This is a genomic window from Nocardia sp. NPDC051321, from assembly GCF_044455225.1.
GTDB lineage: Bacteria > Actinomycetota > Actinomycetes > Mycobacteriales > Mycobacteriaceae > Nocardia.
Genome location: NZ_JBITEM010000005.1, coordinates 288,663 through 311,844, shown reverse-complemented (window position 1 = coordinate 311,844; position 23,182 = coordinate 288,663). Strand labels below are relative to the sequence as shown.

The window sequence follows — 23,182 nt, the reverse complement described above, 5'->3', positions numbered from 1 at the left end:
GGTTCACCCCGAGCCTCAACGTTCGGACCGTCGATGCACGCAGCCGAGTGATTATCGCTTCGATAGCAACGTGTCCAGCGCCGAGGTTGTTGACGCATTGCTCAGGTGGCGGATTGCGGTGATCCCCACGGACTCGGCCCCGGCCACCGCTACCTCCGCGTCGTCTACGAAAACGGTCTCGCAAGGGGCGACGTCCAGGCGCGCGCACGCTAGGAGGTAGATCCGTGGGTCGGGTTTGGCCATGCCGACCTCGTGGGAGTAAACGATGTCGTCGACGAGGTGCTCGAAACCGTAGGCGGCTCTTTCGCGTTCGCGTGCGCCGACGAAGCTGTTGCTCACCAGACCGGTTCGGTACCGCGGACGTAACCCGCCGAGATACTCGATCAGTTCTGTGTTGGCGATCCCGAGATACTGTGTCCACATGTCGGCGATTACCGCGTCGGCGACCGTCTGATCGATGACCAGACCGATCCGGATCGCCTCGCTCACCTGTGCTTCGGTGACCCTGCCGAGCTCGCCGGCCGCCCAGATGTCGAACAACGACGGCCCGATCTCATTGGCCGACAACCCGAGTCGACGCAGCCAATCGGCGAGAAAGGTCAGGGGCGGCGTGACTTCGAGGACCCCGCCGATGTCGAAAAGTACCGCGCGTACCCCCATACCGCTCCACTGTAGAGGCCGAGTGGCCGACCTAACTATTGGATCACTTCGGCGATGCCGAGCATGTTGCCCTCGCTGTCGCGGAACCAGGCGGCGCGCTCGCCGCGGCCCTTGCTGGGATAGTTGCCCTCGATGTCCATGATGCCGTTCACGGCACCGGCGTACTCCTCGAAGACCACACCGCGGCTACGCAGGTCGGCGACGGTGGACTCGATATCGTCTACGTAGAAACCCATTTGGGTGAACGAGCCGTCGGACGCACCGGCGGAGGTGAACAGGCAGAAGACGCCCGACGCCCCCTCGTAGCGGAGTCCGCCGTCGCGTTCCTCGGCCGGTTCGAGGCCGAGCTTCTCGGCGTACCAGCGCCGCGCTCGCGCCAGGTCCTGGGTGGGTATGCGTGCTTCGATCCGCCAATTGGTCCGCATCGTCGCCATATTAGGGATAGTCGCGCGTATTCGGGGGAACGGCGGCCGTTTTGGATGTCGGCGGGCACTTGGTTGCCGCTAGTGCAATCATGATCGCCATGACACCTTCGGTCTACCTCATCTCCGGCATTCAGGCGGCTGGGAAGTCGACGGTGGCGCAGGCGCTGGCCGAGCGGTTGCCTCGGTCGGCGCATGTGCGGGGCGATACGTTTCGGCGGTTTGTCGTCGGGGGCAGGGAGGAGATGAGTCAGGAGCCGTCGCAGGAGGCGCTGCGGCAGCTGTGCCTGCGACATCGGCTGGCCGCGCAGGCCGCCGATGCCTATGCGGCGGAGGGGTTTACGGCGGTCGTGCAGGACACGGTGCTCGGCGAGTTGTTGCAGTACACCATCGATCAGATCGAGACGCGACCGCTGTTCGTGGTGGTGCTCGCGCCGCGGCCGGACATTGTCGCCGCGCGGGAGGCGGGGCGGGGCAAGCATGCCTATGGGGCGTTCAGCGTCGCGGAGCTGGACGCGGCGCTGTGGCAGAGCACGCCGCGGATCGGACTGTGGCTGGACACTTCGTATCTCACCGTTCAGCAGACGGTCGATGAAATATTGGCCCGCGCGCAGCCGCTGACGTAGCGACCCGCGCGCGGTTCAGCGGCGGGAATTCGCTAAGCCAGGTCGTGCGTCCGCGGCGGGCTCAGCGGGGTGAGTGGTTTGGTGGCAGGCCCTTCGAGCAGCGTGCCGTCGGGCGCGAAGCGGGAACCGTGCAGCGGGCAATCCCACGAGCGTTCGGCGTCGTTCCAGCGGACGATGCCGTAGAGATGCGGGCACACGGCAGACAGTTCGGTGGTGGTGCCGTTGACCGTGCAGGTAGCGGTGGGGCGCACACCGTGTCGTTCGACTGTGCCACACCCTTCCGCGGGCGGCTGTTCGGAGGTGTGGGTGGCCATGCGCAACCATCCGGCCGTGAGTTGCTGGGCCACCGCGGTATTCGTGCGGGTGGCCGACGGCAGCGCCTTGAGTTCGCCCGGCCGCCAACTGGCCAGCGCGCCGCTCCAACTCGGCGGCTTACCGGTGATGCGCCCGGCCAGCGCCAAGGCTGCGGCAACACCGTTGGTAAGGCCCCATTTCGCGTAACCCGTGCCGACCAGAATTTTGTCCTGTCCAGGCAGCAGCGGACCGACATAGGGCAGTTCGCCGACCGGCGAATAGTCCTGAGCCGACCACTGCTGCATGAGTTCCGCTGTGGGAAACCAGGTTTGCGTCCATCGCAGCAGCTCGTCGGCCTGCTCGCGTTCCGACCTGGTGCGTCCGACGACGTGCCCGTTCCCGCCGACGAGCAGCACGTCGCCGTCCGGCGTCGGCGCGTAACGCAGTGAGCGAGTGGGTTGTCCCGCACTGAGGTACATATCCCGCGGAAACGGCTCGTCGACGCGGAAGGCCGCAAGGTAGGAGCGCTGCGCCGTCAGTCGTGCGAAGAAGCCGCCGCGATCGAGTATCGGTGTGCCCGTGGCCAACACGACGGTCCCCGCACCGAGATCACCATGCTCGGTCTCCACCGTGAGGTCTCCGTTCACCCCAGCGCGCACCCCGTGCACCATCGTCGACTCATAGATCGGCGCGGCATGCGATTCTACCTCGGCGGCGAGCGCGGCCAGCACGGCCATCGGATCGACCTGAGCCTGATCGTCGAGCCGCACCGCGCCGTACGACGGGAACGGCATGTCTGACTTGGCCACCAGCTCGGTCGACAGCCCCGCCTCCTTCGTCGCCTCGAATTCCGCACGCACCTTGCCGATTTCGGCCTCCGACTGCGCATAGGTGAACGCGGCGGCATGCTGCACCGGCACCCCGTGTTCCGCACAGAACCGCAACAACCATTGCTGCCCAGCACGATTCGCCTCGACATAGTCGCGCACCGTGCCCGCGGTATGTCGCCGGCGAATCTGCTGGGCCCGAGTTCCCTGCAGCAGGCTGATCTTTCCGGTGGTGGCGCCGGTGGTGCCCGCGCCGACCCGTCGGCCTTCGACCACCGCCACCTCGACGCCGTTCTGCGCCAACAGCAGCGCGGTGCTCAGGCCGGTGAGGCCGCCGCCGATCACGACGGTGTCGAAGCGCGATCCTGGCGTTAATCGCAGACGTGCCGGGACCTCTGCGTCGTTCAACCAAAGTGACGTCATAACCACGGCATAGCCAGTGTGCGGATCGGCAAACCCGCCGGTTGTTGTACGGAAATCGAGTATCTGAACCGTAGAAGTTTCCGAGCGGAAGACCGTTTCCTTGCCTAAGATCATCCCATGAATGTGCGCGCAAGGGAGTATGGGCTGCAATTCCCTGGGGCCACGGGCGAATTGAACGCGATTACCGACGTTCCCGGTGTCGAAGTCGGCTACACCACCCTTATCCGGGGCGAGGACGTGCGCACCGGCGTGACGGCGATCCTGCCGCGCGGCCGCGATCGGGTATTCACTCCCTGTGCGGCAGGCTGGTATTCGCTCAACGGCAACGGTGAGATGACCGGAACCACCTGGCTCACCGAAACGGGTTCGCTGGCATTGCCGATCCTGATCACCAACACCCATGCGGTCGGCACCTGCCATCGCGGGATCATCGACTGGCTGATCGGCGCGTTTCCCGAATTGCCCGACGACTGGTCACTTCCGGTAGTCGCCGAGACCTGGGACGGCTATCTCAACGACATCAACGGCACCCATGTCACCTCCGCCGACGCGGTGGCCGCGATCGATGCCGCGGCGGGCGGCCCGATCGCCGAGGGCAGCGTCGGCGGCGGCACCGGCATGAACTGTTACGGCTTCAAGGGCGGCAGCGGAACCGCTTCTCGCCGAGTCGGTTACGGCAGGGACACCTATACGGTCGGCGCGTTCGTGCAGGCGAATTTCGGCTCTCGCAAAGAACTGACGATCCGCGGCGTCCCGCTCGGTCCGCTACTGGCCGAGGACAATCCGCTGGAGGAGTGGAGTCCGCCGTCGGGCGCCGGCTCGGTCATCGTCGTCATCGCGACGGACGCGCCGCTGCTGCCCGGTCAGCTGACCGCGTTGACCCGCCGGGTGCCACTCGGCTTGGCCCGCACCGGAACCAGCGGCTCGCACTTCTCCGGCGACATCTTCCTCGCCTTCTCCACCGCCAACGAGGGCGCGCTGACCAGCACCTTCCCGAACGCCGAAACCCCTTACGAACAACTGACATTCATCCCATGGGGTCAGCTCAACCCGTTCTACGACGCGGTCGTGCAGGTCGTCGAGGAAGCCGTGGTCAACGTGCTGTTCGCCGGTGAGACGATGATCGGCCGCTGCGGTCATCGCTCACCGGCGCTGCCGGTGGATCAGGTGCTGCGGCTGCTCACCGCTAGTTGACGGTGTCCGCCATCAATTCCGCCTCGGTGGCCTCGTGCACGGCGAGCCAGCGCGCCAGCTCCTCGAACGACTCCCTGCGGTCGGGTCCCGCCGTCGACTGCAGGTCGTCGAGTAGCTCACGCATCCGATTGTGTTGCAGAACAAGGAGTTCCACGACGTTTCTGTAGTGACGCGATGTCATGTTCGCCCTCGTTCGACTGCGATTTACTTCGGGACCAGGATGCCGGTCAGATCGGCCTTGTTGATCGGGGTGTCCGGGTTCGCCTGTGCCGCGCACATCAGCTTGATCGAGGCGATGGCCGCGTCGGTGGTCCCGTCGTTGGTGGCCGGCGCGTCATTGTTGCGTTCCTGTTCCAGGAACTTGGTGACGGTGATCCGTTGCTTGTCGGGATCCTGCGCCGTGAACTCGCTGCACGGCGTGCTACCGCCCTTGTTGACGATCTTCTTCGGCTCATCCCCACAGCCGCCGACGAAGAACGCCGCGATGAGCACGAACGCGAAGAACTTGATGGTCTTGATCATGGTCAGCCTCCGAATCCGACAAGTGCACTGGCAAGGTCAGCGGTGTCGAGCGCCTCGAGTGCCTGCTGCCGCACATCGGGACAGTTCTGCTTTGTGATCTGGTCGACGACGCCACGGTCCTTGATCACCGTGTCGTTGAGGCCGCCGTTGCGGGCGGCCCAGTTCTGCACGGTGCCGTTGAAGGCGACTCGGCCGAGGGCCGCGCCTTCGGTGTGCCACTTGTCGATGTCCGGGCGCATCATGTCGCACAACTGTTTGGCCGCCGCGCCGGAAATCTGCTTGTCGGGATCGGGCACCTGAGCCGTGGTCGATGGCATCGAGAAGACGATGGTGCTGTTCGTCGCGGTGGCCGGGGCCGCCGGGTCCTTGTCGTTGCTCGAACACGCGGCGACCAGCGGGGCGGCGGCGAGGACGCCGGCGATCAGCAGTGCACGCAGCATCGGCCGATGGTGATCTCGGGTCATCTCAATGACCTGCCTGATCGGTGAGGTCCAAGCCCTCACGCTGCTTCAGCCGACGATGTTCGAGGACCACCAGCAAAATACCGAGCGCGATGCACACCACGGTCGCGATGGCGCCGATGATGACCCAGCCTTCGAACCCGTAGCCGGCCGCCGTGAGCGTCAGACCCAGGCCGACCAGGCCGAGCGCGACCAGAATGATGCCGGGCCAGTTGCGCGCGTCCTCGATGGATTCCCCGACGTGGGCGCGTGAGGTCCGGGTGTAATCCGGGAAATTGTCATCCGGGCGTCCGTGGTGCTCGGCACCGCCGTGTCCCGCGGTCGTCTCGTCCGGTCCGGGAAGCATGGGGATCCTTTCTGGTCCTACCACCGAAGAGGGGGCATTCGACCGCATACCCGGCCAGCCGGGGATCAATCGCCGGCGCGCAGCACCTGCTCGGTGGCGGAGACGATCGCGTTGTCCGGAATGGCGTCGAGGCCGTAGCGCCCGCACGGTGTGCGCTGATCGCCGAGCACGATGGTCGGTACGCCGTAGGGCGCCCAGTGCCGGGCGGGGACGACCGGTGCGAACAGCGACACCACCGGTGTCGCCACCGCCGCGGCCAGCGGGGCGGCGCCGGTGTTCGGGGCGACCACCGCGTCGGCGTCGCGCAGCACGGCGGCAAAGCAGGCCAGGTCGGTGGCCCCGCCCAGATCGCGGGCGTGACCGCCGGCGACGGCGTCGGTGAGTGCCCGCTCGGCCGCGCTGCCGGTCACCACTACCCGGTGCCCCGCCTCGGCCAGTGCCGCGGCCACCTGCCTGCTGCGCGGTGCCGACATCCGGCGGGCGGGCTCGGTGGCACCGGGGTGCAGCACGACATAGCCTGGGCCGCCGGTCAATTCGGTGACCTCGGGCAGATCGTCGCGCACCCGCAGCCGGTGACCGCCGGGCGGATAGCCGGCCGCGACGGCCAACGACAGCGCCCGAATCTGTTCCGGCATATCGTCGTTCACGCGATGACGGACATCGAGCAGCGATCCGGCGTGGTCGGTGGTGATCGCGCTGATGCGCGGCACACCTGCCATCCGCAGGAGCATCGCGAGCGGCAACGGAGACTGATGCGCCGAGGTGCTGATCAGCGCCTCGTCCGGCGCCAGCATGCGCACGCATTCGACAAGGGCGCGCACGGCCGCGTCGGTCAGCGCCGGTGGCTCGGCTTCGACCCAGGCGGCCTCGAATTGCAGCACCCGGTCGACGCCGGGTAGCAGCGCGGCGGCCGAGCTACCGCGCGGACCGGCGAGAAAGGTGACCGTATCGGCTCGGCGCGCGACGGCGCGCACGGCAGGCCCCGCGAGGAGCACATCACCGGCGCTGTCCAGTCGCGCCACCAGGACGTGCCCGGTCATCGGGTCGGCAACGCTCGGAGCGCGGCGGTCAGGGGTGGATTCGTATCAGTCGTCGGCGCATCCATAGGGCACGGGTGCCCGGGTCGGCACATCCGAAACGCACGCCCAACTCTCTCCGTCTTCAATGGGCTGGACGCCTACATCCGGGCGCGCATTGCGGTGGCGCCCGGCAGATACCTGGTTAATCGCGGTGTCAGCGGGTATTCGCTGCTGTGCGCAACGGCCTGTGCCGGAAAGGGCGGTGGGAGATGACTCAGGACCGACTCGTCTCGATCGAGGAGACGGGGACCGCTCGTGCCCCGCAGTGACGAAGCCTGGAACCAGGATGCGCGTGGCGAGACCGAAACCGAACGGCTGGACCGCAATTGGAGCACGCTCATCCAGGAGCTGCGGGTGGTGCAGACCGGGGTGCAGTTCCTCATCTCGGCACTGCTGATCGTGCCGTTCCAGGCGTCGTTCGGGACGCTGTCGCACCCGCTTCGGGTGCTCTACCTGGTCACCCTCTGCGCCGCCATCGGAGCGACCGTGTTCCTGGTCGCGCCGGTGTCCTGGCATCGAATCCTGTTCCGGCGGCATCGTCTCGGCAACGTGGTCGCCGCGGCGCACCGGTGTGCGATCGCCGGTGTCAGCCTGCTCGGTGTCGCACTGACCGGGTCCCTGGTATTGGTGGTGACCATGGTCACCGGGACGATAGGCGGAGTGATCGCCGGTGTGACGATCGCGGCGCTGTTCCTGGTGGCGTGGCTGTTCGCGCCATTGTTCTGGCGTGGGCCGAGCCAGCCCGACGATAGGTGACGGTACGTCGTCAGCGGGCCGAGACGACCTCCGCCGCGTGCGCGGGTGCGGCCCGGTGGTAGGCGGTCAGCGTCTCGAGGGCGACCTGATCCCAGGCGTAGCGGCTCGCGGCGCGTTGATATCCGGCCGCACCCCAGGTGTCGCGCAGGGTCTTGTCTTCGAGCAGCTGACGGACGGCCCTGGCGACGGTGAGCGGCTCCGGCGGCGCGACGAGCCTGCCGGTGACCCCGTCGACGACGGTGTCGAGCAGGCCGCCGACCGCGGCGGCCACCACCGGTTTCCGGCAGGCCATCGCTTCCAGCGCGACCATGCCGAACGGCTCGTACCACGGAGTGCTGAGCACCACGTCGGCCGATCGATACCAGCGCGGCAACTCCGCCCGGCGGACCGGTCCCAGCATCCGAAGCCGTTCCTGCACACCGTATTCCATCGCGAGCCTGCGCAGTCGCCGACCTTCGCTGTCGTCCTCGATATCGTCGCCGACCGGCCCGCCCGCGATCACCAGTTCGGTTTCGGGCAGTTCTTGCAGCGCCTTGATAGCGACGTCGAATCCCTTGCGCGGCACCAACCTTCCGACGGAGAGCACGCGGTGCAGGCGGTGTCGCTGGTTGCGATCGGCGGCCGGACCCTCCGGGGTGAAGACGGACAGGTCGACCCCGCTCGGCACGACCGAGATGCGGAACCGGGGGACGCCCATTCTGGTCAGCTCCATCACCTCGTCCGAGCTGGTCGCCACGATATGCGCCGCGCGACCGGCGATCAACCGCTCGAAACGGATGCGTGAGCGGGGGCTGGTGTCGGCCAGACCCTGATGGCGGCGGCGCACGGTGCCGAGTGCGTGGAAGGTGACCACCACCGGAATCCCGTGTGCGCGTGCGGCCAATTCCGCGGCGAGCCCGGACATCCAGAAGTGCGCGTGCACGATGTCGGGGGTGTCGAGGCCCCACTGGCGCTGCAGATAAGTGCCGAAATCGCCTAGGTACGGCAGACTTTGGTCGCGCGGCAGCGGTTCGACCGGACCGGCGGTCACGTGCACAACGCGGTAGCCCGCGTCGGTGACCACCTCCGCGGGCAGCTTCGAATTCTCGCGACGGGTGTACACGGTGACGTCGTGTCCGCGCCGTACATACGCCGCCGCCAACTCCGCGACGTGGATGTGCTGGCCGGTCGCGGTGGTTCCGCCGAGCCCGGTCAGCGGGCTGGCATGTTCGGAAACCATGGCAATCTTCACGATGTGCTCCGTTCTCACCACGGGTGACGGGCACACGGCGCTGCGGCAGGGCCCGCGACCAGGCATCGCGTGACATGTGTTGAATTCGGATATGTCCCAGTTATGCCCGTGCGCACGAGAACGAAACCCCTGATCCCGCTACGTAATACGGAACGGGGTCAGAACATCGACACGATGATGCCGACCGCGACCGCGGTAAAGACGACCACGAGCAGCACCGTAGCGATCATCGCGGCGACGCCGGTGCCGGGGAAGTGGTGGCTGGTCGATGGCTCCGGCGCGGATAGGCCCGAGGTCTGCGAAGTCTCCGGCGGGGTCGAGCCGGGCGGCACACCACCGCCGGCCTCCAGGTCGGGGGTGCTCACCGGGTCGGGGTCCATGGTGTTGATCGGGTCGGAATCCATGGATATGGCGTACCCGACGGCGGAAGCGGCAATCCGGCGTCGGTTTGCCGTCCGCATGGCGGGGATTCGACATCCGCGCTCACTGAACAGCGCCTGGTATCCGCGGGTCGCCCGCGACTTTGTGACATCGGCGACGGTCCGTGCAACACTATAGGGAGGTTGAGACTACAGCCGACCCCGGTTCGACGCAGGCGCACCACACCCGCCGAAAACCGGTCGATGGAACCGTAGCGGCAAACCATTCGCACAGTTGCGACAGTTGTTCGCTCCCCTATCTCCCATCGGCCGAACCTGTCGCGTAGAACTGGAATCCCCCCTAATACGGGAGGCTCAGTTATGTCCGTTAGTTCCGCTCTGCATGAGCACGCCGAAGGCGTGCACCAGAACGGCTCAGGGCCCCACGCCAGCCATGCCTGGGCCCAACGCGTAGACCGCCGCCACGAATGTGTCGTGGTCCGCGTCGAAGGCGAATTGGACGCGGCCGCGTCGCCGCAATTCCTTGCCACTGTCGAACGGGCGGTCCGTTCGAACTGCCGGGCGGTGGTGATTGATCTGCGCGCGGCGCGATTCCTCAGTCTCCGAACGGCCGACGCGCTCGGCTCGGTCAAACAGCGCGCCGAGGGCGACGGCACTGATGTGCGCATCGTCGCCGGTCGGCAGGCGATCGAGCGGTCGCTCGAGGTCTCCGGCGTGCGGCCGCTGTTCAGCAGCTATCCGTCGATGCAAGCGGCACTGGACGCGTAAGGAGCAGCCGATTTCACCGGGTCGCCGATTCCGGCGTGGCGAGTGCTGATCTGGTCGCGTGGCGCTGGTTTACGACGGATACTTGCGCTGTGACTGAAATGGGGCCGATCCAGCCCGAGGATTCCCTCGCGCTGGACCGGGTGATCGGATTAGGGACACCACAGAGTGTCGGTAGTTTTCGTTTCTGGTTCGCCGATCAGCGTTGGGAATGGTCGGACGAGGTCTCGACGATGCACGGCTATTCGCCGGGTACGGTCACACCGACCACCGATCTGCTGCTGACGCACAAGCACCCCGACGATCGTGCCCAGGTGGCCAACGCACTGGCCAAGTCCATCGATGAGGGCGCACCGTTCTCCAGCAGGCACCGGATCATCGATACCTCGGGCGGTATCCACCACGTCATCGTCGTCGCCGACCACCTGTTCGACCACGAGGGCGAGGTTGCGGGCACCGCCGGCTATTACATCGACGTGACCGACACCCTCGAACACCATCGGCAGGAAGCCCTGGACGACGCGTTGCCCGAACTGTGGGCCTCCCGTGCGGTGATCGAGCAGGCCAAAGGCGCGGTGATGCTGGTCTACGGCGTCAGTGCGGAACAGGCGTTCCGGGTGCTCAGCTGGCGCTCGCAGGAGACCAACATCAAGCTGCGCACCCTGGCTTCGCGCCTCGTCGCCGACCTCGGTTCGCTGACCGGTTCGACCGTGGGATTACGTACGCAGTTCGACCACCTGCTGCTCACCGCGCACCAGCGCATCGACGCCTGCTGATCTCGCGCACCCGTTTCGCGCGCACGTTTCGGGTGCGGCGCGGCGGGTACGCCGGTACCGATGAGGAGCGCTGCGACCTCGGAGTTCTGGCCTGTCGCGGCGCTGGGCACCGGGCGGCCCGGAAGAACTCGGATCGACGAGTAACGACGTCTCCGAAGTTGGCTGCGAGAGCAAGGTGGTGATGGGCATGGGGGAATGGACTTCCCGATCCTCAACGGAAACAACAACTATCGGCGTCCGAATCCCCGCGCAGCTGGAACAGTTGACGATGCTGCGCGCGCTCGCCGAGACCGTCGCCCTCATCGCCGATTTCGCGCTGGATGAGGTCACCGACATCCGTCTCGCGTTGGACGAGGTCGCCACCTCGTTGATCTTGGACGCGGTGCCAGGCTCCACCCTCGACTGCGAATTCACCTATGACAGCAACCAGATGTTCGTCCATGTCGCGTCGGTGACCACTACGGAGTCGATAGTGGGGCAGGCCGGGTTCGGCTGGCATATCGTGCGCACGCTTACCCATTCGATCGCCGCCGCGCAGGCCCCGTTCGATGGCGTCATTTCCGGGTATCCGACTGTCGTCGACTTCAGTTGGATACGAGGGGCTTCGGATGGCGGGTGAATCGAGATCACGCGGCGACAGCTACGACAATATCGAGCCACTCTTCGAGAAAATCACCGCGCTGACCGAGGACGATCCACGGCGCGAGCCGATGCGCGAGGAACTGATCCGGCGCTGTCTGCCGCTCGCCGAGCACATCGCGCGTAAATTCGCCGGGCGCGGTGAGAATTTCGATGATCTGCTGCAGGTCGCCCGGCTCGGTCTGGTGCAGGCGACGGACCGGTTCGACGTCACCCGCGGCTCGTCGTTTCTGGCATTCGCGGTGCCGACCATCATGGGCGAGGTGCGCAGGCACTTCCGGGACAACACCTGGTCGGTGCGCGTGCCGCGCCGCACCAAGGAGATTCAGCTCAGCATCGGCGCGACCGTGGAGGCGCTGTCGCAACGGCTCGGCCGGATACCGCGGGCCAGGGAGATCGCCGCGGAATTGGACGTCGACCTGGTCGAGGTCACCCAGGCGCTGATCGCGGGCAATGCCTATCAGTCGTCGTCCATCGACGCGGTGGCCGGCGACGACATCGAGAACGCGCCGCTGCCGCTGCTGGAAAGCCTTGGGGCAGAGGAGCCCTCCTACCATCTGGTGGAGGACTACCTCGCCGTTCGGCCGCTGATCGAAGAGCTGCCCGAGCGTGAGCGTCAGGTGCTGATCATGCGGTTCTTCGAGAACAAGACGCAGACTCAGATCGCGGACGTGCTCGGCGTCTCGCAGATGCACGTCTCGCGGATTCTGTCGCGCACCCTGAATCAGCTGCGCGAGCAGGCCTTACGGGACTGAGCGCCCGGAACGCCTTGGTTCACAGCGGATTGGGTGGCGTCGGCTGTGTCGGCGGAAACGGCCCGCCGGGTTCCGGCACCGGCGGCAGTGGGCTCGGATCGCCGGGGCTCGGCGGGGCCGGTGCCGGATCGGGACCGGGAATCGGTGGTACCGGGTCCGGCGGAGCGGGCGCCGGATCGGGCCCCGGTACCGGCGGCACCGGATCGGGATTCGGATTCGGCGCAGGGGGGACCGGATTCGGCGGCGGCGGGATCGGGCTCGGATCGGGTGACACTGGAGTGGTCATCGTTTTCCTCCTCGGCGGGGGAGTTACCCACCCGCGTGCGCCTGAATCGGCCGCGGTCGCCGCCTCGCCGCGAGTGATTCGGCGCACAGACGTACTGCCGGTCAGGGCTTTTCGCCGGACTTTGCCCCGATTCGACAGTCGAGTGACCTGCAGCCGGTTTGCCCGAAGTTCACGTCGGGTACGTGAAAGGGAACCGGACATACGATGCCGATGGCTCAGGAGCTCGTTGATGAACGATCACCGACTAGGCACCCGGAATCCGTACGCCGGATCGGGGAGCACGAGGTCGCCGAAATACTCGCAAGAAATTCAGTCCCAGCAGCGGTTGGACCGGCTGCGCGCCGCGAATGTGGAGCGCACCAGGGTTACCAGGAACCATGACATCATCCGGCAGTGGGCGGAGCGGCGTGGTGCCCGCCCCGCGACCATGCCGGGCAGCGAATACGACGGACAACTCCGGGTGCTGCGCTTCGATTTTCCGGGCTACGGCGGCGCGGTGCTGCGGCCGGTGGACTGGGACGACTGGTTCGCCACCTTCGACGCGAAGCATATGCATTTTCGCTACCAGGATCGGCGCGCGGACGGGACACCGAGCAACTTCAATCGCCTGGAACGGCCGTCTCCCGAGGACCGCTGAGTTCGGCTGGCTCTGCTCGATAATCGCCCGCTGAAGCAGCCCCGATACACCATCGCGGCGAGGCGGATGAACAGCTGGTGGCCCCAATGTGTCAGGCGTCACGTAACGGTTGCGTAACGGGCGCGATCGGGGCAAGAGTGGAGAGTAGCCAGAGCTCAACGGCTATTGATCGGGCGTCCAGTCGACGTTTACCGAACAGTCTGTTCGGGTAATCGTGGCTTCGGCAAGGTGCTCGAACAGCGGAATGTCGTGTCGGTATGGGGATGCGAAATTCCGTACCGGCGACGTGCGTCCCGCGCGTCTGCAAAGGATAGGTATTTGAGCGAGCGCAGCGAGCGACTAAAGGGCACAGCCGCCCTCGCGGTCATGGTGGAACCGAGCGCCAGCGAGGTGGAGGCATGAGCGCGAACCTAATGATCGTTGAAGACGACGATAGGGTCCGTGGTGCGCTGCGGCTGGCCATGGAAGACGAAGGCTATGACGTCGAGGAGGCGGAAGAGGCCGAGGACGCGCTCACCCATCTGCGCAGCAACGGTGTTCCCGATGTGATGATCGTCGATCTGATGCTCGGCGGCATGGATGGTTTCGACTGCATTCGCGAGATCCGTCGCGAGCACGACGTGCCGATCATTGTGGTCAGTGCCCGCGACGATACCCACGATGTGGTGGCCGCGCTGGAAGCCGGCGCGGACGATTTCGTGACGAAGCCGTTCGAGATCAAGGAGATCACCGCGCGGATGCGTGCGGTGCGCCGCCGCGCCCGGTCTACCGCCGAGCGCGACGCGCCGCAGGAGATGGTGCTCGACGCCGACCCGGACAGCCCGCTGGTGCTCGCGCAGGACGGCGGCGTTGTCCGTCGCGGCGACGAGGAGATCCGCCTGACGCTCACCGAGTTCCGCCTGCTGTGTGAGCTGGCCGAGGCGCCGGGCCGGGTCCTCAGTCGCACCGTGCTGCTCGAACGCGTATGGGACCAAGGGTTTTTCGGTGACGAGCGGATCGTCGACGTGCACATGCGCAGGCTGCGCACCAAGATCGAACGGGATCCGTCCGATCCACACATTGTGGTCACTGTGCGTGGGCTCGGCTATCGCCTCGATGTTCAGCGCTGAGCGCTGGTTCGATCCGAAACGCTGGAGTCTGCGCGGCCGGGTGACGGCCATGTTCGCGGCGATCGCCGCGCTCATGTCGCTGGTGCTCGTGGTGTCGGTGTTCACCATCAGCCGCAGCTATCTTGAACACGCGCAGGCCGGCGGCACCGACCTGCAGTCGAATCTGAATCTGCTGCGCAATGTGCTGATCGGCTGTGCCGTGGTGGTGACGCTGATCGGCGCCGCCGTCGGCTGGTGGGCGAGCAGGCGGGTGCTGACGCCGCTGCATCAGCTGGCCGGTGCGGCGGCTCAGATCGCCTCCGGTGACCTGGATCTGCGCCTGGCCGCCACCCGCGATCAGGATCTGGCCACCACGGTGGAGTCGTTCAACAGCATGGTCGACTCGCTACAGCGCCGGATCGAGCGCGAGCACCGGTTGTTCGGCGATGTCAGTCACGAATTGCGTACGCCACTAACCACTTTGATGGCCAGCGTGGACGTGCTCAATCGGCACAGCGCGGATCTACCGGAACGTTCCCAGCGGGCGCTCGGACTGGTCACCGTCGAGGTGGACCATCTGCGGCGGCTGCTCGACGATCTGCTGGCCTTGGCGCGGGTCGAGGCGGGCATGCATCGCGGCGACATGGAACCGCTGTCGGTGCGCGATCTGCTGACGCACACCCTCGCCGAGCGGCGGTATCCGCCGGGCCTGCTGACCATCGCCGACGACGTGGTGGTGCGCGGCCGCAAGCTCGAGCTGGAGCGCGCGGTGGGCAACCTGCTGCGCAATGCCGATCTGCACGGCGGCGGCGTCGTCGCGGTCACCGCGGACCGGCGCGGCCGCGACGCGGTGATCGTGGTGGACGACACGGGGCCGGGCGTGCCGCCGCTGGACCGCGTCCGCATCTTCGAGCGTTTCGCGACCGCACGCAGCGGGCGGCGCTCCGCGACGGGCACCGGCATCGGCCTCGCGCTGGTGTCCGAGACCGTCGCCAAGCACGGTGGCCAGGTCGAATGCGCCGATCGCCCGGGCGGCGGCGCCCGGTTTGTCGTCATCCTGCCAGGACTCGACGCAATCGAGTCGTAACACGACCGTAATGAAGTCGACCAGGCCACCTCAAAGTTGATTCGTAAGCCTGGATAAGTACTACCGAGAGGGAGTTGTATGCCACTGCCAACGTTGAACACCGCGGAGATCGAACGATCCCGTGTTGTCCAGGCCGCAGCCGCACTTGGCTCCACCCAGGCTCGCACCCAGGCCGGACCCGCCTTGGTCCTGCGTACGCCGCGCATCGGCGACGGCGCCGAGCTGTGGCGGATCGCGAAGGACTCGGCCGTGCTCGACACCAATTCGAGCTACGCCTACGTGCTCTGGTGTCGCGACTTCGCGGCCACCTCGGTGGTCGCCGAGCTGGCCGGCCGCGTGGTCGGCTACGTGATCGGCTTCGTCCGGCCGCAGGCGCCGGACACCGTGTTCGTCTGGCAGGTGGCCGTCAACCGGGCGCACAAGGGCAAGGGAATCGGTGCGCAGCTGCTGCACGCCTTGCTCAACAATGTTGCCGCCCAAGGCGTTTCCAAGCTGGAGACCACGATTTCGCCGGACAACGCCGCATCGATCGCCTTGTTCAGCTCGGTGGCACGGCGTCGCGACGCCGAAATCACCAAGCGCCCCTTGTTCGACGCGGGCGTCTTCCCGGACAGCCACGCGCCCGAGGATCTGTATCTCATCGCACCGACCGCTCGCACAACGCAGGAGGACCACCGATGATCAACGCTGATACGAGCATTTTCGAAAGTCTGGAATCGAATGTCCGCGGCTACTGCCGCAATTGGCCGACCGTGTTCACCAAGGCCAAGGGCAGCTGGTTACGTGACGAAGCAGGCAACGACTATCTCGACTTCTTCGCGGGCGCGGGCGCGCTGAACTACGGCCACAACAACGACGTGCTCAAGCAGCCGCTGCTCGACTACATCGCGGGCGACGGCATCACGCACGGCCTCGACATGTCCACCACCGCCAAGCGTGAGCTGCTGACCACCTTGCGCGACACCCTGTTCGCGCCCCGCGGCCTGGACTACAAGGTCCAGTTCCCCGGCCCGACCGGCGCCAACGCCGTCGAGGCCGCGCTCAAGCTTGCCCGCAAGATCACCGGGCGCGAGACGATCGTCAGCTTCACCAACGCCTTCCACGGCATGACGCTCGGCGCGCTGTCGGTCACCGGCAACGCCGCCAAGCGGGCCGGCGCGGGGGTGCCGCTGGTGCACGCCGCGCACATGCCCTACGACGGCTACTTCGACGGCACCACGGCCGACTTCCAGTGGATGGAAAAGGTTTTGGACGACACGTCGTCGGGTTTCGACCGTCCCGCCGCGGTGATCGTCGAGACGGTGCAGGGCGAGGGCGGCGTCAATGTCGCTCGCGCCGAATGGCTTCGGCATCTGGCCGGGCTGTGCGAGGCCAGGGAGATCCTGCTGATCGTCGACGACGTCCAAATGGGTTGCGGCCGTACGGGTCCGTTCTTCTCGTTCGAGCTGGCCGGGATCACCCCGGACATCGTCACGCTGTCCAAGTCGATCGGCGGCTACGGCCTGCCGATGGCGCTGGTGCTGTTCAAGTCCGAGCTCGACCAGTGGTCGCCGGGCGAGCACAACGGCACCTTCCGCGGCAACAACCCCGCGTTCGTCACCGCGTCGGTCGCGTTGCGGCACTACTGGTCCGACGGTGCGCTGCAGGACTCGACGCTGGCCAAGGGTGAGCGCGTCGCGCGGACGCTGGGCGAGCTCGCCGACAATATCCCCGGCCTCTCGACCCGCGGTCGCGGGCTGGTGCAGGGCGTGGTGTTCGACGACGCCTCACAGGCGGGCAAGGTCTGCCAGGTCGCCTTCGAACGCGGCCTGCTGGTGGAGACCTCCGGCTCCACCGACGAAGTGGTGAAGTTGTTGCCGCCGTTGACCGTTACCGATCAGGAACTCGACCACGGCCTCGGCATCCTCACCGGCGCCATCGACACCGTCTGCAGTGGAATGGGGGCGATCGCATGATCGTGCGTAGCACCGAAGAGATCACCGGTACCGAACGTGATGTGGCGGGCGAGGGTTGGCGCAGCAAGCGCATCATCCTCGGCGGCGACGGCGTCGGCTTCTCGTTCCACGAGACGACCATCGACGCGGGCACCACCCACGAGTTTCATTATCGTTATCATGTAGAAGCGGTATGGCTGATCGAGGGAACGGGCAGCCTCACCGATCTCGACAACAACGTCACCTACGTGCTCGAGCCCGGTTCGATGTATCTGCTGGACGAACACGAACGGCACCGTCTGGAAGCCCGCACCAAGATGCGGATGATGTGCGTGTTCAATCCGCCGGTCACCGGGCAGGAGGTCCACGACAGCAGCGGCGCGTACCCATTGGTCGCCGCGACGATCGGGGGATAGAGGTAGTAATGGTTTTGCTGCACACCGAAACTCGACCCGAGACCGGCCCGGTGGATCGTTACCCGACCCGGCTCAGCACGCCGAGCACCCATCTGGATCGCAAGGATCCGACGGTGTGGGGGCGGGTCGAGTCCCCGGCGCTGGCGAGCTTCGAGACCGACGGTTTCGCCAGCGTCGACGACCTGCTCACGCCCACCGAGGTCGCCGACTTCAGCGCCGAAATCGGCCGTCTCGCAGGCGATCCGTCGCTGCGCGACGACGAGCGGGTGATCGTGGAGAAGTCCTCGAAGCGGGTGCGGTCGGTCTTCGAGGTGCACCGGCTCAGCGCCGCGATCGCCGAACTGACCCGGGAATCCCGGGTCGCCGGGTTGGCCAGGCAGATCCTCGGTTCCGAGGTCTACATCCACCAGAGCCGGGTGAACTACATGCCCGGGTTCCGCGGCACCGGCTTCTACTGGCACTCGGATTTCGAGACCTGGCACGCCGAGGACGGCATGCCCGCGCCGCGAGCGGTCAGCCTGTCCATCGCGCTGACCGACAACTATCCGATCAACGGCAGCCTGATGGTGATGCCAGGCTCGCATCGGACATTCGTGCCCTGCCTGGGCAGCACGCCCGCCGAGCACTATCGGGAGTCGTTGCAGGAGCAGGAAATCGGCGTGCCGACCCAGGATGACATCACCACCCTGGCGAACACCTACGGCATCCGCCAGTTCACCGGCCGAGCCGGCTCTGCGCTGCTGTTCGACTCGAACCTGATGCACGGCTCGTCGAACAACATCACCCCATTCCCGCGCTCGAACATCTTCCTGGTATTCAACAGCGTGGAAAACACCCTGGCAGAACCGTTCGCGGCCCCCGCCCCCCGCCCGGGCTACATCGCCAGCCGCGACTTCACGCCCCTGTCGCCATAGATCCGCCGACCGAAGGCGACCTGCAGTCCGTCTGACGGGCTGAAGGGCGCCTTCGGTCGGGTGGAAGTGGGGGTGTGCTCGCCGCGCGCGGCGGGGGGATCGGCGGTACGATCCTGTCGGCCATCCGCTGTTGCCGCCCCACACGGCTGGATTCGTGCCCAGTTCCGGTTCTCCCGTCAAAAGTTCTTCTGGCGTGCGCAATGTTCTGGACAACATGAGAGGGTTGGCGTTCGCCACAAGATGACTCATCGCCCCGGTGCCGCGTGATCGCGACCGCGTGCCGATCCGGTTACTGACCGACGGTGTGCGCGTGGTCTTCTCGATCCGATACCCGATCACGGCTGGCCCGGCGACGTTTTCGAACGAATTGTGCAAAGTGCTGTCAGCTGCCAGCATCGTGCACAAACATGGGCGTTTGACCAATTAATTGGCAAATCATCGGCAACGGGCCAAGCCCTTGACCTAATTGTTACCGGTGGGTACAACTACGTAACCATGCCGACGCATACCGCTCGGTCGGCCCATGAAGAAATGCACGCAGTTGGTAACGGACGTCATCACTATCGATGCGGAGTTCGCAGCCGCACGCAAAGCGTTGTGGGACTTTTTCATGGACCCACAGACCTACACCCGGATGTTCCTCGGAATCGGAGATTGTGATCGCGCGGAAACCTCGGATACGCACCCCGTTCTCCTGATCCGGGCGCGGCACGCCGGCCATGAGCTGACCGTGCCCGCGCTCCGGCTCGTTGTCGGCAAGGAGCTGGAAACCTTCGAGCTACAGTGCCCTGGGCTGGGCAGTTTCGCCGCGATCCGACTACGCGGCGAAGAGGAACAGACCCGGGTCACCATCACCTATTTCGGCGCGGCGCGGATCCATCCGTGGATCGCCGAGCAGGACAACGCCGACGTGATCGACTGGACCATGGCCGGGCTGGACCGGATCGTCGACGCCATCATCGGCGCGCCGACCTCGGTGCTGGTCAACGGCGAGGAATCGGGCACGAAACAGCAGGTCGGCACGCTGAAACAGATGGTGTCGACCGGTGTCGTGCGTACCTTCCGGCCCGATCGCGCGCTCAAGCAGATGGGCGGACTGGCCAAGTGGGGATTTACCCTGGCCGGTGGTTACGCGGCCGCCGCGGGGCACTCGCCGCATCGTTTGGCCGTGGTGGACGAGGTGTCCGCCTACACGTTCGGTCAAATGCATGATCGCACACATAAACTCGCGTCGGCGCTGACCTTGCTCGGCATCGGCGCGCGCGACAAAGTAGGGCTACTGTCACGCAATCGCGTCGCAATGGTCGAATGCATGGTCGCCACCGGCAAACTCGGCGTGGATACCGTGCTGCTGAACACCGGGCTTTCGGCCAGGCAGATCGAGGACGTCGCCGATCGGCACGGGCTGTCCGCGCTCTTCCTCGACGACGAATACGACGCGCAGACCAAGTATGTCGGGTCCGGGGTGCCGCGCTTCGCGACCGGGCGTGAGTCGGTGTTCGAGCGCAACACCGTCGACGATCTGATCGCGCTGGACGCGCCGACGTTCGCCCGGCCGTCGCATCCCGGCCGGCTCATCGTGCTCACCTCCGGCACCAGCGGCACGCCCAAGAGCGCACAACGCCCGCAGCCCAAGGGATTCGGCACCGTCGCCGCGCTGCTGTCCCGGATTCCGCTGCGGATGGACGAGACCATGCTCATCCCCGCGCCGCTGTTCCACACCTGGGGGCTGGCGGCCTTGCAGATCAGCACCCCGATCCGGGCCAGTGTCGTACTGCCGGAACGGTTCGACGCCGAGGACTGCCTGCGGCTGATCGAGGAACACGCCGTCACCTCGCTGATCGTGGTGCCGGTGATGGTGAACCGGATCCTGGATCTGCCCGCGCACGTCCGGGATCGCTACGACACGTCGAGCCTGCGGGTGGTCGCGAGTTGCGGTGCGCCCCTTGCCGGTCCGACGGTGCTCAAGTTCATGGACAGCTTCGGCGATGTGCTCTACAACGTGTACGGCTCGACCGAGGTGTCCTGGGCCACCATCGCCGATCCGGCCGACCTGCGCGCGGCACCCACCACCGCGGGCCGGCCGCCACTCGGCACGAAACTCGCTGTGCTGGATAAGGATCTGCGTCCGGTGCCGCGCGGTGTCACCGGACGTATCTTCGTGCTGAACCACATGCTGTTCGACGGCTACACCGACGCCAAGCCGCCCACCGAGTCGGGCGGCATGCTCGACACCGGCGATCTGGGCTATCTCGACGCCGACGGGCTGTTGTTCGTGGCGGGCCGGGACGACGAGATGATCATCTCCGGCGGCGAGAACGTCTTCCCGCGACCGGTGGAGGAGGCGTTGTCGCACCTGCCGCAGGTGAGCGAGGTCGCCGTGGTCGGCGTGCCGGACAAGGAGTACGGCCAGCGGCTCGCGGCGTTCGTGGTGACACGGGAGGGCTTCGGGCTCGATCGCGACATGGTGCGCAACTACATCCGCCACCGGCTCAGCCGGTTCTCGGTGCCGCGCGACGTGACCTTCCTGGAGGCGTTGCCGCGCAACGCGACCGGAAAGATCCTGAAGCGCACGCTGATTCAGCCGAGCTGAGCGCGGGCTCAGCTCGGCTGACGGGTCAGTTCGACCGGCGGATGGTTTCCGGGGTCAGGTCGGCGATCGTCGGATAGCCGTCAACGGCCATCAGCAGATCCGCCTCGGCGAGCAGCGTGCGCAGCACGTGCACGATGCCGTCGGCACCGCCGAGCGCCAGGCCGTAGGAGTACGGGCGACCGATGCCGACGGCGGTCGCGCCCAGCGCCAGTGCCTTGACAATGTCTGCGCCGGAACGGATTCCGGAGTCGAACAGCACGGGCAGCCCGTCCGCGGCCGCGACCACGTCGGGCAGGTGCTCGATCGCCGGGATGCCGCCGTTGGCCTGTCTACCGCCGTGATTGGAACAGTAGATGCCGTCCACGCCAGCGTCTTTGGCACGGCGGGCGTCGTCCGGATGGCAGATTCCCTTGAGTACCAACGGCAGCTCGGTCAGCGAGCGAAGCCAGGACAGGTCGTCCCAGGTGACCGCATTACCGAACTGCGAAACCCAGGTCAAGATGGCGGTTTTCGGGTCTTCCTCGGGGCTCTTCGCGAGCATCGCGCGGAATACCGGGTCGCTGAAGTAGTTCGCCAGGCAGTGGCCGCGCAGCTGTGGAAAGTTCGAGGTGCTCAGGTCGCGGGGACGCCAGCCGGGGACCCACGTATCCAGCGTCACCACAATGGCTTTGAAGCCCGCGGCCTCGGCACGGCTCACCAGGCTCTGCGCGAAGTCACGGTCGGTCGGCGTGTACAGCTGGAATATCCCTGGGGTGTCGCCGAATTCGGCGGCTACGTCCTCGAGCGGGTCGACCATCAGCGTGGACGCCATCATGGGCACGCCGGTGCGCGCGGCGGCCTTGGCGGTCGCGAGGTCGCCGTGGCCGTCCTGCGCGCACAGCCCGATCACGCCGATCGGGGCCATGAAGATCGGCGACGGCAGCTTCATGCCGAAGAGATCGACGGTGAGATCGCGCTCCTTCGTGGCGCGCAGCATCCGCGGGACCAGGCCGAGCCTCTCGAAGGCCGTCGCGTTGATGCGCTGGGTGAGCTCGTCACCGGCACCGCCCGCCACGTAGGACCAGATGCCCGGCGGCAGCGCGGCCTGCGCCCGCGCCTCCAGGTCGGCGAAGGTCATCGGCAGGTTGGGCTGGACACCGCCGAGGCCCTGGAAGTAGATCTCGTACTGGTAGTCACCGAAGTTGCCGGTCACGACGCTCCCTTCCTCGTTTGATACATGAATGTATCCGATACATTTGTGTAGCGGTGTGAGTTGGCGTCTGTTCGCAGCGCGCCGTAGAGGGTCAGCCAGCGGTTCGGATCGATCAGTCCGACCGGTTCGTCGAGCGCGATTTCCGCGGCGGCGCAGGCGGCCCGCACGGTGCGCGCCGGAAACTCCCGCCGCAACGAGCTCGCCAGCGAACCGCCCACCCCGGAGAAGCCGAGTTCCACCACCCGCCGGTAGTCGGCCAGCGCTGAGCCGGCCAGGAGCGGCCGAGGACGGCGGCGCAGATGCAGGATCGCGGTGTCGACCCGCGGCACCGGATCGAAGCTGTGCCGCCCGATGCGCGCGCCCAATTCCATTGCGACAGTAGGCCAATGAGCCACGGTGAGCTTTGTCCATCGGTCATAGTCGCCGGAATGCTTACGCGCGAACTCGTATTGGGTGAGCAGGGTGGCCGAGGTGAGCTGCCGGGCGGCCAGGCACCAGCGCACCAGGTCGGTGGTGACGGCGAAGGGCACATTGGCCACCACCGCGAACGGCTCATCCGGTTCGCGCACCGACCGGAAATCCTTGTGGTACAGCCGTATTCGGTCGTTGCCAAGATATCGCCTGCGCAGGCGGTCGGCATAGACGGCGTCTTTCTCATAGGCGCGTACCCGGCCTGCCGAGCTCAGCAGTTGTCTGGTCAGCATGCCGTCGCCGGGACCGATCTCGAGCACCAAATCGTCGGCCGTGACGCCCGACGAGCGCACGATCAACCGGGCGGCACCGACATCGGTGAGAAAGTTCTGGGACAGGCGCTTACGGGCGCGCGGCAGCGAACGATTGCGGGACATGGGTGTCCTCCGAACGGAGTGGTCGAATCAG

General features: G+C 66.4%; 28 protein-coding genes. 15 read left to right on the top strand and 13 right to left on the bottom strand.

Going from position 1 to position 23,182, the window contains the following annotated elements:
- Positions 1–51: 51 nt before the first annotated feature.
- Together ACIA8C_RS13730 and ACIA8C_RS13725 are read right to left on the bottom strand one after the other, a co-directional pair.
- Complete coding sequence (locus ACIA8C_RS13730) at positions 52–660, bottom strand: HAD family hydrolase (RefSeq protein ID WP_397134348.1); 609 nt, start codon at positions 658–660, stop codon at positions 52–54.
- Between the two features lie 35 nt (positions 661–695).
- A complete protein-coding gene (locus ACIA8C_RS13725; protein WP_397134346.1) occupies positions 696–1,085 on the bottom strand; it encodes a VOC family protein in 390 nt (129 codons plus the stop codon).
- Between the two features lie 98 nt (positions 1,086–1,183).
- On the opposite strand from ACIA8C_RS13725, the gene ACIA8C_RS13720 reads away from it, so the two are divergent.
- A complete protein-coding gene (locus tag ACIA8C_RS13720; protein ID WP_397134344.1) occupies positions 1,184–1,708 on the top strand; it encodes an AAA family ATPase in 525 nt (174 codons plus the stop codon).
- Between the two features lie 32 nt (positions 1,709–1,740).
- On the opposite strand, the gene ACIA8C_RS13715 is transcribed toward ACIA8C_RS13720, so the two are convergent.
- Entirely contained in the window at positions 1,741–3,252 is a 1,512-nt protein-coding gene (locus tag ACIA8C_RS13715; protein ID WP_397134342.1) for an FAD-dependent oxidoreductase, read from the bottom strand.
- A 117-nt stretch (positions 3,253–3,369) separates the two neighbouring features.
- Here ACIA8C_RS13715 and ACIA8C_RS13710 point away from each other — a divergent pair, with 117 nt between their 5' ends.
- Positions 3,370–4,446 carry a P1 family peptidase gene (locus tag ACIA8C_RS13710; RefSeq protein WP_397134340.1) on the top strand — a complete coding sequence of 359 codons (1,077 nt, stop codon included), beginning with the start codon at positions 3,370–3,372 and terminating at the stop codon, positions 4,444–4,446.
- Here the strand turns inward: ACIA8C_RS13710 and ACIA8C_RS13705 are convergent.
- From ACIA8C_RS13705 to ACIA8C_RS13685, 5 genes are all read right to left on the bottom strand, one after another.
- On the bottom strand, positions 4,439–4,600 hold the full coding sequence (locus ACIA8C_RS13705) for a hypothetical protein (RefSeq protein WP_396990633.1): 162 nt from the start codon (positions 4,598–4,600) through the stop codon (positions 4,439–4,441). The genes ACIA8C_RS13710 and ACIA8C_RS13705 overlap by 8 nt on opposite strands.
- A 50-nt stretch (positions 4,601–4,650) precedes the next feature.
- Positions 4,651–4,968, bottom strand: coding sequence for a hypothetical protein (locus ACIA8C_RS13700; protein ID WP_397134338.1), 318 nt, complete (start codon positions 4,966–4,968; stop codon positions 4,651–4,653).
- Between the two features lie 2 nt (positions 4,969–4,970).
- The gene (locus tag ACIA8C_RS13695) at positions 4,971–5,408 is read right to left on the bottom strand and encodes a hypothetical protein (protein ID WP_397134336.1); all 438 of its coding nucleotides are present in this window, start codon (positions 5,406–5,408) and stop codon (positions 4,971–4,973) included.
- A 25-nt stretch (positions 5,409–5,433) separates the two neighbouring features.
- Entirely contained in the window at positions 5,434–5,775 is a 342-nt protein-coding gene (locus ACIA8C_RS13690; RefSeq protein ID WP_397134334.1) for a hypothetical protein, read from the bottom strand.
- 65 nt (positions 5,776–5,840) lie between these two features.
- The gene (locus ACIA8C_RS13685) at positions 5,841–6,815 is read right to left on the bottom strand and encodes a glycosyltransferase family 9 protein (RefSeq protein ID WP_397134332.1); all 975 of its coding nucleotides are present in this window, start codon (positions 6,813–6,815) and stop codon (positions 5,841–5,843) included.
- Positions 6,816–7,109: 294 nt separating this feature from the next.
- Here ACIA8C_RS13685 and ACIA8C_RS13680 point away from each other — a divergent pair, with 294 nt between their 5' ends.
- Positions 7,110–7,610 (top strand): DUF6328 family protein, encoded by a 501-nt coding sequence (locus tag ACIA8C_RS13680; protein ID WP_397134330.1) that lies wholly within the window; start codon positions 7,110–7,112, stop codon positions 7,608–7,610.
- A 10-nt stretch (positions 7,611–7,620) separates the two neighbouring features.
- Here the strand turns inward: ACIA8C_RS13680 and ACIA8C_RS13675 are convergent, their stop codons facing one another.
- Positions 7,621–8,841, bottom strand: coding sequence for a glycosyltransferase (locus ACIA8C_RS13675; RefSeq protein ID WP_397134328.1), 1,221 nt, complete (start codon positions 8,839–8,841; stop codon positions 7,621–7,623).
- A gap of 158 nt (positions 8,842–8,999) precedes the next feature.
- On the bottom strand, positions 9,000–9,245 hold the full coding sequence (locus ACIA8C_RS13670; RefSeq protein ID WP_397134326.1) for a DUF6480 family protein: 246 nt from the start codon (positions 9,243–9,245) through the stop codon (positions 9,000–9,002).
- Positions 9,246–9,581: 336 nt separating this feature from the next.
- Between ACIA8C_RS13670 and ACIA8C_RS13665 the strand changes: the two genes are divergently transcribed.
- The 4 genes from ACIA8C_RS13665 to ACIA8C_RS13650 all read left to right on the top strand — a co-directional run bounded on the left by ACIA8C_RS13665 (position 9,582) and on the right by ACIA8C_RS13650 (position 12,156).
- Positions 9,582–9,989, top strand: a complete 408-nt coding sequence (locus tag ACIA8C_RS13665) for an STAS domain-containing protein (protein WP_397134324.1) — start codon at positions 9,582–9,584, stop codon at positions 9,987–9,989.
- A gap of 98 nt (positions 9,990–10,087) precedes the next feature.
- Positions 10,088–10,762 carry a PAS and ANTAR domain-containing protein gene (locus ACIA8C_RS13660; RefSeq protein WP_397134753.1) on the top strand — a complete coding sequence of 225 codons (675 nt, stop codon included), beginning with the start codon at positions 10,088–10,090 and terminating at the stop codon, positions 10,760–10,762.
- Between the two features lie 187 nt (positions 10,763–10,949).
- Positions 10,950–11,381 carry an ATP-binding protein gene (locus ACIA8C_RS13655; protein ID WP_397134322.1) on the top strand — a complete coding sequence of 144 codons (432 nt, stop codon included), beginning with the start codon at positions 10,950–10,952 and terminating at the stop codon, positions 11,379–11,381.
- A complete protein-coding gene (locus ACIA8C_RS13650; protein ID WP_397134320.1) occupies positions 11,371–12,156 on the top strand; it encodes an RNA polymerase sigma factor SigF in 786 nt (261 codons plus the stop codon). The genes ACIA8C_RS13655 and ACIA8C_RS13650 overlap by 11 nt, the downstream gene beginning before the upstream one ends.
- 19 nt (positions 12,157–12,175) lie before the next feature.
- Here ACIA8C_RS13650 and ACIA8C_RS13645 read toward each other — a convergent pair whose 3' ends face one another.
- Positions 12,176–12,442: a hypothetical protein gene (locus ACIA8C_RS13645; RefSeq protein WP_397134318.1), complete on the bottom strand. Its 267-nt coding sequence runs from the start codon at positions 12,440–12,442 to the stop codon at positions 12,176–12,178.
- 229 nt (positions 12,443–12,671) lie between these two features.
- Between ACIA8C_RS13645 and ACIA8C_RS13640 the strand changes: the two genes are divergently transcribed.
- From ACIA8C_RS13640 to ACIA8C_RS13605, 8 genes are all read left to right on the top strand, one after another.
- On the top strand, positions 12,672–13,079 hold the full coding sequence (locus tag ACIA8C_RS13640) for a hypothetical protein (protein WP_397134316.1): 408 nt from the start codon (positions 12,672–12,674) through the stop codon (positions 13,077–13,079).
- A gap of 398 nt (positions 13,080–13,477) precedes the next feature.
- Positions 13,478–14,188: a response regulator transcription factor gene (locus ACIA8C_RS13635; protein ID WP_397134314.1), complete on the top strand. Its 711-nt coding sequence runs from the start codon at positions 13,478–13,480 to the stop codon at positions 14,186–14,188.
- Complete coding sequence (locus ACIA8C_RS13630; RefSeq protein WP_397134312.1) at positions 14,175–15,254, top strand: ATP-binding protein; 1,080 nt, start codon at positions 14,175–14,177, stop codon at positions 15,252–15,254. The genes ACIA8C_RS13635 and ACIA8C_RS13630 overlap by 14 nt, the downstream gene beginning before the upstream one ends.
- Positions 15,255–15,332: 78 nt before the next feature.
- Positions 15,333–15,935, top strand: coding sequence for a diaminobutyrate acetyltransferase (gene ectA, locus ACIA8C_RS13625; RefSeq protein WP_397134310.1), 603 nt, complete (start codon positions 15,333–15,335; stop codon positions 15,933–15,935).
- Entirely contained in the window at positions 15,932–17,209 is a 1,278-nt protein-coding gene (ectB, locus tag ACIA8C_RS13620) for a diaminobutyrate--2-oxoglutarate transaminase (RefSeq protein ID WP_397134308.1), read from the top strand. The genes ectA and ectB overlap by 4 nt, the downstream gene beginning before the upstream one ends.
- A complete protein-coding gene (locus tag ACIA8C_RS13615; RefSeq protein ID WP_150404705.1) occupies positions 17,206–17,604 on the top strand; it encodes an ectoine synthase in 399 nt (132 codons plus the stop codon). Before ectB ends, ACIA8C_RS13615 begins: the two co-directional genes overlap by 4 nt.
- A gap of 8 nt (positions 17,605–17,612) precedes the next feature.
- Entirely contained in the window at positions 17,613–18,518 is a 906-nt protein-coding gene (gene thpD, locus ACIA8C_RS13610; RefSeq protein WP_397134307.1) for an ectoine hydroxylase, read from the top strand.
- Positions 18,519–19,059: 541 nt separating this feature from the next.
- The gene (locus ACIA8C_RS13605) at positions 19,060–21,111 is read left to right on the top strand and encodes an AMP-binding protein (protein WP_397134751.1); all 2,052 of its coding nucleotides are present in this window, start codon (positions 19,060–19,062) and stop codon (positions 21,109–21,111) included.
- A gap of 25 nt (positions 21,112–21,136) precedes the next feature.
- On the opposite strand, the gene ACIA8C_RS13600 is transcribed toward ACIA8C_RS13605, so the two are convergent.
- Both ACIA8C_RS13600 and erm read right to left on the bottom strand, forming a co-directional pair.
- A complete protein-coding gene (locus ACIA8C_RS13600) occupies positions 21,137–22,303 on the bottom strand; it encodes a lactate 2-monooxygenase (RefSeq protein ID WP_397134305.1) in 1,167 nt (388 codons plus the stop codon).
- Positions 22,300–23,151: a 23S ribosomal RNA methyltransferase Erm gene (erm, locus tag ACIA8C_RS13595; RefSeq protein WP_397134303.1), complete on the bottom strand. Its 852-nt coding sequence runs from the start codon at positions 23,149–23,151 to the stop codon at positions 22,300–22,302. The genes ACIA8C_RS13600 and erm overlap by 4 nt, the downstream gene beginning before the upstream one ends.
- Positions 23,152–23,182: the final 31 nt, after the last annotated feature.